The organism is Alistipes communis (assembly GCF_006542665.1).
Taxonomy (GTDB): domain Bacteria; phylum Bacteroidota; class Bacteroidia; order Bacteroidales; family Rikenellaceae; genus Alistipes; species Alistipes communis.
In genome coordinates this window covers 921333-934096 of sequence record NZ_AP019735.1, presented here as the reverse complement: position 1 = coordinate 934096, position 12764 = coordinate 921333, and the positions used below count along the sequence as shown (strand labels likewise).

The 12764-nt window shown below is 61.6% G+C and carries 7 protein-coding genes; all 7 read left to right on the top strand.

Annotation, left to right across the window (positions count from 1 at the left end; translation table 11 throughout):
• The first annotated feature begins 16 nt into the window (after positions 1–16).
• Complete coding sequence (locus tag FMF02_RS03790; RefSeq protein ID WP_141412261.1) at positions 17–1705, top strand: RagB/SusD family nutrient uptake outer membrane protein; 1689 nt, start codon at positions 17–19, stop codon at positions 1703–1705.
• Positions 1706–1727: 22 nt separating this feature from the next.
• Positions 1728–2771 (top strand): DUF5627 domain-containing protein, encoded by a 1044-nt coding sequence (locus FMF02_RS03785; RefSeq protein ID WP_141412260.1) that lies wholly within the window; start codon positions 1728–1730, stop codon positions 2769–2771.
• 24 nt (positions 2772–2795) lie between these two features.
• Positions 2796–4376, top strand: a complete 1581-nt coding sequence (locus FMF02_RS03780; RefSeq protein ID WP_141412259.1) for a hypothetical protein — start codon at positions 2796–2798, stop codon at positions 4374–4376.
• Between the two features lie 24 nt (positions 4377–4400).
• Positions 4401–6740 (top strand): BACON domain-containing protein, encoded by a 2340-nt coding sequence (locus FMF02_RS03775; protein WP_141412258.1) that lies wholly within the window; start codon positions 4401–4403, stop codon positions 6738–6740.
• A gap of 15 nt (positions 6741–6755) precedes the next feature.
• The gene (locus FMF02_RS03770; protein WP_141412257.1) at positions 6756–8372 is read left to right on the top strand and encodes a sulfatase; all 1617 of its coding nucleotides are present in this window, start codon (positions 6756–6758) and stop codon (positions 8370–8372) included.
• Positions 8373–8401: 29 nt separating this feature from the next.
• Positions 8402–9256: an alpha/beta hydrolase gene (locus FMF02_RS03765; RefSeq protein ID WP_141412256.1), complete on the top strand. Its 855-nt coding sequence runs from the start codon at positions 8402–8404 to the stop codon at positions 9254–9256.
• Positions 9257–9826: 570 nt separating this feature from the next.
• Positions 9827–12721 carry an FAD-dependent oxidoreductase gene (locus FMF02_RS03760; protein WP_141412255.1) on the top strand — a complete coding sequence of 965 codons (2895 nt, stop codon included), beginning with the start codon at positions 9827–9829 and terminating at the stop codon, positions 12719–12721.
• Positions 12722–12764 lie beyond the last annotated feature (43 nt).

Genomic DNA, 12764 nt, shown 5'->3' with positions numbered 1-12764 from the left:
AATCAAGATCGTTACTATGAAAAAGCTATATCACCTGTTTCTGACTTTCGCCCTGCTGTCGGCGGCGGGCTGCAACGATTTCCTCGATCCCGACGACGACAACAGCTACAAGGGCGACGAACTGCTGACCTACATCCAGCGTGCGGAGGGGGTTCTGCTCAACGCCTACGCCTCCGTCCCGAACGCCAACCAGATCAGCGTCATGACGGACGTGGCGACGGACAACGCCGTGTGGAACACCTCGTCGGGCAATGCTTTCCGCAATATCGTCAGCGGCGAGTGGAGCTCCACGAACAATCCGTTCGACAAGTGGTCGTCGGCCTACACGGCCATCGGCTACTGCAACCTGTTTTTAGATGAACTCGTCGATCGGGTGGAGTGGTCGTACTCCGACGCATGGCTGTGCGAAGCGTTCCGCGAACGGCTCACGGCCGAGGCCCGCGGACTGCGCGCCTACTACTACATGGAACTGCTGACGGCACACTCCGGTGTCGGCGTCAATACGGGCCGTCTGCTCGGCGTGCCCATGATCATGCACCCGATCGACGTCGAGGAGGGCGATCTCGATTTTCCGCGCGACACGTATGAACGCTGCGTGGCGCTCGTGCTCGAAGATTTGCAATTCGCCATCGATCATCTCCCCTACGAGTACAAAAACAACAGCGAGAAACCCGAAGAGGATCGGGTCTACGGAGCGCGCTTCGCCAATCGCCTGTGCGGTCGCATCGCCATGGCGTTGAAGGCCCGTCTGCTGTTGCAGGCCGCAAGTCCGGCCTTCAATCCCGACAACGATGCGGCGAAATGGGAGGCGGCGGCCGTCGCCGCCGCCGAGCTGATCGATGCGTCGGGCGGCATCGACGCCATCGACAAGAGCCGCATCAAGTTCTGGCTCGACGACACCAGCCGGGAGATCGTGTGGCGCAAGGACTACTATACCGGTCGCGACTGGGAGACGACGTGTTTTCCGCCCTCGTTGCTCGGCAACGGCCGCATGAACCCTACGCAGGATTTCGCCGATGCGTTTCCCTATCGAAACGGCGTTCCCTACGTCCCCGGAAACCCGTCTGATCCCGACGACCCGTACGCCGGACGCGACCCGCGGCTGGACGAGTACCTGATCCGCAACGGGAGCCTGTTCAAGGACAATGTCATCAATACGGTCGACGGCGACGTCGACGGGATCGACCGCAAGCCGTCGAGTTCGACGACCACGGGTTATTACATGAAGAAACTGATGAACCCCAGCGTGAATCATACTACGGGATCGGTCGTGACTACCCGCCACTTCCACACGCTGCTGCGCATGACCGAGGTCTACCTGATCTTCGCCGAGGCGGCCAACGAGGCGTGGGGTCCCGACGGACAGGGTACCGTGGGCTACTCCGCGCGCGACGTGATCGCCCGGATCCGTTCGACGGGAGGCATTACTCCCGACCAGTACCTGCCTACGGTGGCTACGCAGGCCGATATGCGCAGACTGATCCGCAACGAGCGCCGGCTGGAACTGGCCTTCGAGAACCAGCGTTTCTGGGATGTCCGCCGCTGGAAGGACGAACAGGCCATGATGCGGGCCGCAACGGGTACGCGCGACGGAGGCAAGACCGCATTCGAGGTCGAGTCCCGCGTCTTCATGGATTATATGATCTACGGGCCGATCCCCTACGACGAACAGATGAAGGGGCTCGAACAGAACCGAGGATGGTAACAATTAAAACATCGCATAGCTTATGAAAAAAGCAATTATGGCATTGGCCGCCGCCGGATCGCTGTTGGCTTCCTGCACGAACGAGTCGATCGCTTTCGACGATTTCGAGCGGCAGACGATCTACATGCCCTATCAGTATCCGGTCAGAACGCTGTCGCTGGGCAACGACCGCATCGACAATTCGCTCGACCGGCAGCATAAGTTCAACATGGGCGTCTGCGTCGGGGGATATTACAACAGCAACAAGCAGGACTGGCGGGTCGATTTCGAAATCGACCCCGCGCTGGTGCCCGACTATTTCTACCGCGGCGACGCGAAGGTGGAGGCGCTGCCCGAGGAGTATTACGTGCTCACGCCGTCGTCCCGCGCGATCATCCCCAAGGGGTCGTTCAGCGGTCTGATCGAGGTGCAGCTCACCGACGCCTTCTTCGAGGACCCGAAGGCGCTGACCGGCGCTTACGTGATCCCGATCCGGATTACGGGATCGCCCGATACCGAGAATATTCTCTACGGCAAACCGGTCGACGGGAAGGAGGATTCGGCCGATATCCACGTCTCGGAGGATTGGAGCGAGAAACCGATGCATTTCGCCCTGTTCGGTGTCAAGTACGTCAATCCGTGGCACGGGTCGTGGCTTCGCCGCGGTGCGCTCATCGTGCGCGACCGCAGCGGCGCCGTCATCGAGGAGGAGTGCGTTACCTACCGCGAGGAGTTCGTCGAGCAGGACGAGGTCGTGAAGCTGACCACCACGTCGCTGACCTCGCTCGAAACGGAACTGTCGGTCGGCGCCGAACGCTGGACGCTGGCGCTTTCGGTCGACGAGCAGACCCGCCGCATGACCGTCGCTTCGACGCCCGCTTCGGCCATTGAGGTGTCGGGCACGGGTTCCTACAAGGAGAATGGCGACAGCTGGGGCGGAACTCCCGAAAATCCCACGCCGCGCGATGCCGTCTACCTGAATTATTTTTACGAACGGGAGAACGGGCAGCGGTGCGAGGTGCTCGATACGCTGGTCTTCCGCGACCGCGGTATCGTCTTCGAGGCCGATCGTCCTACGATTAAGTAATAACCTTATAACACTGACCGATATATGCGATTGTCCAATTTCACATTTCTGTTGTGGGCCTCTCTGTGCCTGTTGTGTTCAGGGATCGGATGCTCCAACTCGTCGACCTACGAACCGCTGTGGAACCCTCCGCAGCAGACCGATCCGGAGGAACCCGAGGAACCGGACGACGTTTCGTTCGTCGTGTACAACCATTTGGCCGACTCGCCCGACGTGAACGTTTCGACGGTGTGGGAGGTGACGCTTTCCCAGAACGGGGTGGAGAAGGAGTGCATGGTTTTCCAGAGCACCTGTCCCGTATACGATCCCTCGAAGGGGATGATCGGCAGCGACCGCACGGCGCTCGAACTGGTGGCCGGCCGCACGATCAGCTGGGCGAACTTCTCGTTCGACGGCGAGGTGACGGTGACGGCGCGGATTCTCGATCCGTCGCGGGTGCCGATGTCGTCGTCGGTGGCCGTCTACCCGAGCCGCAAGCACGTGTCGCCTTCGCTCTCGGGCCAGTCCGTGACCTTCACCCTGACCGAACCCGGACAATACTCGGTGGAGGTCGGCGCGGAGGGCTATCGGAACGGATTGATGATCTTCGCCAACCCGCTCGAAAAGGATGCCCCGAAGTCCGACGATGCCGCCTATCGGCGCGTCGAAAACGCGACGGCGGCCGACATGGCCGCCCTGCCGGCCGACCGGTCGGGGATCTATTTCGCCCGGGGCGTGCACGACATCGGCAAGTACATCGTGCCGGCACACGTCAAGAACATCTACATCCCGGGCGACGCCTACGTCTACGGCACCCTCGTCGTGGAGAACAACCCCGGCGTGAGAATCTTCGGGCGCGGTACGCTTTCGGCTGCACGCCTTCCCTACCGTGCCTCCCACAGCATCGAAGCTACGGGTGACAGCAACGGAATGGTCGTCGAGGGGATCACGATCGCCGACTTCACCCATTTCTCGGTACGCCTGATTACGACCAACAACCGTGTGGAGTGGGTGAAGACGATCGGCGCGTGGACCTACAACTGCGATGGTATCTCGGTGTTTCATTATTCGACGGTGAAAAACTGCTTCATCTGGGCCAACGACGACAGCATCAAGGTTTACCGCGACGGGATCACCTTCGAAGATATCGTCTGCTGGCAGCTCACCAACGGCAATATCATCCAGATGGCATGGAACGACGCCGACGCGAAGGACGTGACGGTCCGCCGCGTTGACATCCTGCATGCCGACTGGAACAACAACCAGTTCAACCGTGGTGTCCTCGGATTCGTGGGGAATCGCTACGAGTACGAAAACAACGACAATTACTTGGAGAACTATCTCATCGAGGACGTCGTCACCGAGACGCCCGTGCCGGTCGTCCTGCGCGTGTCGCCGCAGGCCGGTTATGTCTCGACCGTCGACGGACTGACGCTCAGGAACTGGAACGTCCGCCAAAGGGACAACGGCTACAAGAACTATCTCTATTGTTCGTCGCCCGACCACCCGTTCCGCAACATCGTCTTCGACAACTTCGTGTTCAACGGCACGAAACTGACTGCCCAGAACTGGGAACAGCTGATGAACATGCAGACGCAGTTCATCGAAACGCCTACATTCAAGTAACCAATACCCAAAACTTCAGACGATATGAAAAGTCTCAGATCTTTTCCGAAACTTATTTCAGCCGTACTGCTCGTCTGTGCGGCATCGCTCGCGTGGAGCTGCTCGGACGACGATACCGGCGACGACGCCTTCATCCCGACGTTCACGCTGCCCGAGCAGCCCGTCATCAAGAACAATTACGCCTCGCAGAACAATACGATCACCGTGGTGGCGTCGCACGACGTGTCGTGGACAGCGGCCAAGACCGACGAACAGGCCGACTGGCTGACGATCACGTCGGCCAGCGGCAAGGGTAACGGCAACATCGTCTTCACGCTCACGGAGAAGGATACGCCGGGCAGGCGTTCGACCACGATCGCCGTGACCGGCACTTCGGAGCGCGATTCCCGGACGCTTTCCGGCACGGTGACGGTCGAGCAGATGGGCTCGGAGCCGACGATCGTCATGGAGCCTGTCGGCAGCGTGTCGCTGCCGTGGACGGGCGCCGAGGCCTATACGGTGCAGATCGTCTCCAACGTGAACTGGCGCGCCGAACTGACCGTCGTGTCGGGCGGCGAGGGTTGGATCGCCAAGACTGCGCCTGCGGCCGACGTCGAGGGCGACGGCGCCGTGGTGCTCTCCGTGTCCGAGAACGAATCGACCGAGAGCCGTCAGGCGAAGCTGACGGTGGTCTATGTCGACGATCCGACCGTGAAGGCGGAACTGACGATCAACCAGCAGAAACAGGGAGAACGCCACCGGATCGAATTCGCGGGCATGACCACGCTGCTCGGTAACGACGGCAATACGACGCTCGAATACGCACCTGTCGGCGGCGGCGAGAGCGTGATCCTGAACGACGTGGAGGTGGAGGTCGGCACCGACCTTACGACCGTGTACTACATGGAGGAGATTCCCAACGGGGAGTACGAACTGAAAAGGGTGGGATCGGTGGAGATCAATGCCCTGTTCACGCTCAGCAACGGCCAGATCAGCTATGTCGAGCGATGGAATCCCGCGTTCGGCTGTTTCGGTGGCGAAAGCGAGGAGCGCCCGATCGCGATCGGGAAGAGATCGGATATCGAAGCGCTGGCGTCGTCGGTCAATGCGGGCGAGTCCTATGCGGGCATCTATTTCGTGCAGACGGCCGATATCGCGCTGGGCGGCAGCTGGACGGCGATCGGCACTTCCGATAAGAAGTTCAGCGGCAACTACGACGGCCGCAATTTCGCGATCACCGGCTTGAAGATCGCAGCCACCGCGGCCGGACAGGGACTCTTCGGCTATGTCGGCGGCGTCGCGGCCTCGGAGGACGGGACGACGCCGGCCGTCGCAGCGGCGCTCAGGAACATCACGGTCAAGGGCGCCGGTTCGACGCCTTCGGACAACGACTCCGACGCAGGGTTCGACATTACGGCGACGGCCGGCTTCGTCGGCGGTATCGCGGCGAACGTGACGGGCAATACCGTCGTTTCGAACTGCCGGAACTACGCCCATGTGCGGGTGACGATCTCCACCGGAGCCAACGGCGCGGGCAACAGCGGCGGCGTGATCGGTGAGGTCGGCGGCACGGACGTGTCGATCGACAAGTGCGTGAACTACGGCAAAATCGTGGTTTACAGCGCAAGCAATACGCTGGTCAACAACGTCGGCGGCGTGATCGGCAATATGTCCGGCGGCAGCGAGGAGCGGCCGACCATCGTTGCGGAGTGCTACAATTACGGCGATATTTCGTTCATCGGCAATACCGGCGGTGTCGCGGGCAACGTCGGCAACGGCAACATCCAGCTGCGCAGATGCGGAAACTACGGCGCGCTGGCTGCCACCGCCGGCAACGGCCGAACGGGCGGCGTAGCGGGCGGCAGCAGCGGCGTGATCGACGAGTGTTTCAATCTGGGAACCGTTTCGTGCAGTCCCGCCAACGGCAACAATACCGGTGGCATCGTCGGCTGGGTAGGCGGCAGTGCAGTCGTGTCGAATACCTACAACAAGGGAACGGTCACCTATACGGCCGCCAACAGCGGAACGCTGGTCGGCAACAAGAGTGCCGCGGGCTCCAAGATCGTCAACTGCTACAATGCGGGCCGCGCCCAGAAGGATGCGTCGGGCACGGCGCTCGGTACGACCGGCGGCGCGATCAACGGCGGTGCGAAGAACAACGGCACGAACGTGTCGGGATGTTACTACCTTTCCGGTAACGGTAACGATCTGGGTCAGAACGGCACGTCGCCCGACGACGTTTCGCGCGTGAAGGCGCTGAGCCAGGCCGAGATGCAGGTAGCCGCCCCGTCGGCCGAAGCCTTCACGGACTGGGACGTTTCGGTATGGAACTTCGAAAGCGGCAGCTACCCGACCTTGAAAAACAATCCTGAAAAACCTCTTTAACAATCTCATAGACAAATGTGCGGTAAGGATAGATTCAGAAATCTGGCCCTGTTGAGCGCCGGCACGCTGGCCGGTACGCTCGCGGGCACGGAGGCCGCTTCGGCCGAGGGCAGGAACGGCAGCGAGGCGCCGAAGAAGCCCAATATTCTCTTTTTCCTCGTGGACGACCTCGGTTGGAGCGACATCGGTTGTTTCGGCAGCCGGTTCCATGAAACGCCCAATATCGACCGGCTGGCCGAGGAGGGAGTGCGTTTTACGAACGCCTATGCGGCCTGCCACGTCTCTTCGCCGACGCGGGCGAGCCTCATGACGGGGCGTTATCCGGCGAGCATCCGCCTCACCGACTGGTTGCCCGGCCGTAAGAACTGGCCCTTCCAGCGTCTGCTCAACGCTCCTGTCGAGCAACACCTTCCCTTCGAGGAGATCACCGTGGCCGAGACTTTGCGCGACAACGGTTACGCGACGGCGATCATCGGCAAGTGGCACCTCGGCAAGGGCGATTCCAATCCGTTGGCGCACGGGTTCGACGAGCATATTCCGTTGGGGTATAACGAAGGCTGGCCACAGGGTTACTACGCACCGTTCCGGCTGAACGGCTACGAAGGCGAGGAGGGCGAATATCTGACCGACGTGATGACGCGCGAGGCTACCAAATACATCGAGGAGCACAAGGACGGCCCGTTCTTCCTCTACATGTCGCATTTCGCGGTTCACGATCCCATCCAGGGGCGGAAGGATCTGGTCGAGAAGTACCGCAGGAAGCTGGCGACGATGCACTACGAGGGCGATCCCTATATTCTCGAAGGCAATCCCGACGATCCCGATCCGCTGACGCGCGGGGAGTTGGATTCGCTGGTGCACACCAAAGCCTACCAGGGCTACCGCGTCCTGCCGCAGCGCACCGTCAAGATCAAGCAGCATCAGGACAATATCGAGTTCGCAGCCATGGTCGAAGCGATGGACGAGAGCCTGGGCGTCATCCGCCGGAAGCTCGAAGAGCTCGGCATCGCGGACAACACGATCGTGATTTTCTATTCGGACAATGGCGGCATGGCAGGCGCCAACTTCGGCCGTCCCGACCGCAGGATCGCCAAGGATGCGCTCGACAGGGCCTATGCCACGTCGAGTCTGCCGCTGCGCGGCGCCAAAGGGTGGATGTACGAGGGCGGCATCCGCGTGCCGATGATCGTCTGCTATCCGGGCGTCGGCCGCGCGGGGACGGAGTGCGACGTGCCGGTCATCAGCAACGACTTCTACTATACGCTGCTGGACATGGCTTCGGTCGATGTCCCGAAGGAGAAGGTCTGCGAGGGCGAGAGCATCGTACCGTTGCTCGAAGGCGGGAAGATCGAGAAGCGTGCGCTCTACTGGCACTTCCCCCATTACAGCAATCACGGTATGCAGAGCCCCGGCGGTGCGATTCGGTACGGCGATTACAAATTGCTGGAGTATTTCGAGAACGGAACCGTCCAGCTGTTCGATCTGAAAACCGATCTCGGCGAGCAGCACGACCTGTCGGCCGAGAAGCCCGGCGTGGTGAAGAAGCTGCGTAAGATGCTGCACGCGTGGCGCGAGTCGGTCGGCGCTTCCATGCCGGAGCCGAACCCGAATTTCACGGGCGACAAGCGATAGTCCGAGTTCGCGTTTAATCCGAAAAGCAGATGATGAGAACATTATTACTGACTTTCGCCGCGACGCTCCTCTGTGCGGGCGCGTATGCTGCCGATCCCGAACTCTATTGCGCCGACCTGACTTACGACGGCTTCACTACGCGGTCGTATACCTTCGCAACCCGCGGCGACCGGACGCTCGTATTGGAGATCGACCTGCCCGAGCGGGGCGATGCCGGCGGGCCCCGGCCGTTCGTCGTCTACGTTCCCGGCGGCAGCTGGCGAACATGCGGCATCGGCGCCTTCCGCCGCCAGTCGGCCTATCTGGCTTCGCAGGGGATCGCGGGCGTACGGATCGTCTACTCGCTCGTCGGCGACGGGGCCGATTTCAGCGCGGGATTGGAGGAGTTGCAGGCGGCCCGAGACCTCGTGGCGGCATGCGCCGGCGAACTGGGGCTGGATACGCTGCGGTTCGGTTACGTCGCGGCGTCGGCTGGAACGCCGCTGGCGGCCGACGAGGCGCTGTCGCAGGCAGGTTGCCGTTTTTTCGTGGGATACAACGGGATTTACGACCTGACGCGCCGGATCGACGGCTCGCGTTTTCCGGAAGAGGGGACGCCCTATCTGGCGCCCTTCTCCGACGGGGAGCTGCGGGACTTTTCGCCCGTGAACCGGATTGGGGCCGATCCGCCCGCCGTCGCGCTGTTCCACGGCCGGGCCGACCGCACGATCTCGTGGAAGCAGTCGCAGCTGTTTTGCGATGCGGTTCGTGCGGCGGACGGACGTGCCGAGATCGTTCTCTACGACGACGCCCGCCACGGCTTCTTCAATTACGGGAAGTCCGACTACCACGAGGAGGTCACCCGCAAGACGGCGGCGTTCATCTTCTCCGTGTTGGGCGAGTAGACGGGGCGTCTCCGGCTGGCGTATGGTTGAAAGGGCTTGCGGATTCCGTAAGCCCTTTTCGTCGTCCGTACGGGAAGGTTACTCGTCCGGCCTCAGCCCCCTTTTCTTCGCTGCACGGTGGCGGATGATCCCCACGATGCGGTTGTCTTCATGTCCGTTCCGAAAGCGGGCGGGAGGTTTCCGGAGGGTCGTTTCCGGAAAAATCCGTTCAAAATTAACTATTTTTTGAGATTCGGCGTGTGCCGGGCTTCGATTTCGCATTTTCTGATCGGAAGTAAACGAAATCGACCGGCGGGGAACCGGAAGCGGTTCGGGGCCGCGGAACCTTCCGGAAGGCGGGAAACAGAATCTATACGTTGTGTATAGATCATTGTATATTAATGATATGAAACGTTTAATCAGGGAGGTAGAAAGTTCGATTCCCTGCATGTGAATCAAGGATAGAAAGAGGGGGAAAGACGAGAATTCGTTTCGATTCGGGACGGGAAATTTATTTTTTCGATCGAATATTTGGATTTTATTAAAACGTTTCATAGATTTGCGAAGACTTAAAACTGCGAATCCGAAATCATGGGAAAAATAACCATACGCGACGTCGCCCGGGAGGCGGGCGTCTCCATTTCGCTCGTGTCGCTGGTGATGAACGCCAAGCGCGACGCCGAAGGGAATCTGGACTGCAACGTCAACAAGGATACGGCCCGCCGCATCGCGGAGGTGGCCAAACGGTTGGGGTACCGCCCCAACAAGGCTGCGGCGAGTCTGCGCAGCGGACGCTTCTATACGATCGGCATGGTGACGTCGGACATCGCCAACCAGTTCTTCGCCGATATCGCCCGCTACATCGAGAACATCGCGCACAACTACAATTATACGGTATTGTTCGGCAGTTCGGACGAAAATGCCGAGAAGCTCGACAACATCGTCGACACCTTCATCGGCAACGGCGTCGAAGGGCTGATCGTCGCGCCCTGTTCGGGCAGCGAGGAGGTGCTCCGCAAGGCGCTCGACGCCGGCATTCCCACCGTGCTGCTCGACCGCGACATCGCGGGACTCGATGTCGGGCGCGTGATGCTGGACAACGAGCGGGCCGGGCGGATGGGCGTGGAACACCTCTACGAGAACGGTTACCGCCGTATCGAGATGATCTCCTACACGCTGGGTATTTCGAGCCTTTCGGAGCGCGAACGGGGCTATTGCGAGGCCATGCGCCGCTACGGATTGGAGGGCTATTCGCAGATCCACTATACGGTCTACGGCCATGCGCAGGAGGATACGGTGCGCATCTTCGAGGACGCCGTGCGGCGGGGCGTGGAGGCGTTCCTGCTGCCGACCAATACGCTGGCCCTGCTGGGCTTGCAGGCGCTCAACGCACTGAACCTCTCGGCGCCCGAAGACCTCGCGCTGGTGGGCTTCGACGAAAGCGAGATCTTCTCGCTCTACAAACCTTCGGTCACCTACATCACCCAATCCACCCGCAGGCTGGGCGAGCAGTCGTTCGAGATGCTGCGGCGCATGATCGCCGGCGACGACGACTGTCGCAGCGTGGTGATCGAACCCGAACTGATCGTCGGGGGATCTACCGCCTGCATTCATCCCGAACGGGTCGAGGCGGGCAGGGAACATGCTGCGGGCGTCGCGGAGCTGACGCCGCGCGACTCCGTACTGCTCCCGGGAACCTATTTCCGGCACAAGGGCGGCTGGACGGCCGATCCCCAGTTCATGGAGCAGATGGGGTCGAGCTACCTCTTGGCACACGGTCTGGGTACGCCGGTCGAGGACGCCGTGACGAAGATCGAAATTCCGCAGAGCGGCCAGTACCGCATCTTCGTGCGGACGAAGAACTGGACGGCCCACTGGGCCGACAAGGAGAAGCATGCCCCCGGCGCCTTCCGCCTGCGCATCGACGGCCGCGACTGCGACACGCTCTTCGGTACGGGCGATCCCGAATGGCATTGGCAGGCGGGCGGTACGACCTACCTTACGGAGGGCGTCCACCAAGTCGCGCTGCACGATCTGGCGGGATTCGACGCGCGTTGCGACGCCATCCTCTTCACGCTGCACGACGTGGCGCCCGACGATTCGCTCGAAACGGTCTTCCGGCTGCGCAACAACCTGCTCGGCCTGCCCGCCGAACCCGAAGAGCGGGGGACGTTCGATTTCGTCGTCGCGGGCGGCGGCGTGGCCGGCATGTGCGCCGCCATCGCGGCGGCGCGGCAGGGGTTGCGCGTGGCGCTGATCCAGGACCGCAAGGTGTTGGGCGGCAACAACTCGTCGGAGGTGCGCGTAGGGCTGGGCGGCCGGCTCAATATCGGCGCCTACCCGTCGCTGGGTTATCTGCTCAACGAGTTCGGCCCCTCCACGAAGGGCAACGCCCGTACCCCCGAGGTCTACGAAGACGAGAAGAAGCTCCGCGCGATCTTGGCCGAGGAGCGTATCACGCTGCTGCTGGGATACAAGGTCACGAAGGTCAACAAGCGCACGCCGCGCACGATCGAGTCGATCGTGGCCACCGACGTCGATACCTACCGCCAGATCGTGGTGCGCGGCCCCCTTTTCGCCGACTGTACGGGCGATGCGACGCTGGGCGTGCTGGCCGGTGCCGAGTGGAGCATGGGGCGCGAGGCCCGTTCGAAATACGGCGAGCCGTCGGCACCCGACACGGCGGACGGCATGACGATGGGCGCCTCGGTGCAGTGGTACTGCCTCGAAGCCGATGCGCCGACCGCGTTTCCGGACATCGAATGGGGATTGCCGATCGACGAACGCAGCGTGCAGATCGTGCGCCGCGGCCAGTGGTACTGGGAGGTGGGAATGCGCGACGACCAGATCGCCGACGCCGAGAAGATACGCGACTACGGCATGTACGTCGCCTACTCCAACTGGTCGTATCTGAAAAACCGTTCGTCGGTGCGCGACCGGTATGCCAACAGCTATCTGGGTTGGGTGGCGCACGTGGCGGGCAAGCGCGAAAGTCGCCGGCTGCTGGGCGAGTTCGTCCTGCGCGAACAGGATCTGATGAACTTCACGATCTATCCCGACGGCACGGCGTCGACGTCGTGGTACATCGACCAGCACTATCCCGATCCCGAAAACAGCAAGCTCTTCCCCGGCCGCGAATATTTGTCATGCGGTCACCTGACACCGCTGTCGTTCTATCCGATTCCCTACCGCTGCTTCTATTCGAAGGACGTCGACAACCTCTTCATGGCCGGGCGCAACATCTCGGTTTCGCACGTCGCGCTGGGCACGGTGCGCGTGATGCGCACCACGGCGATGATGGGCGAGGTGGTCGGCATGGCCGCGTCGATCTGTTCGAAGCACGGAGCGCTGCCGCACGACGTCTACGATACGCGCTTCGAGGAGTTGCGCGAGCTGATGCGGCGGGGCGCGGGGCGCACCGACGTGCCCTACCTGCAAGTCTACACGTTGATCGACACGACGGCCGCCCGCAGCGAAGAGTGCTGATCCGCATTGACAACCGACCCTAACAGAAAAACCAATTAATACG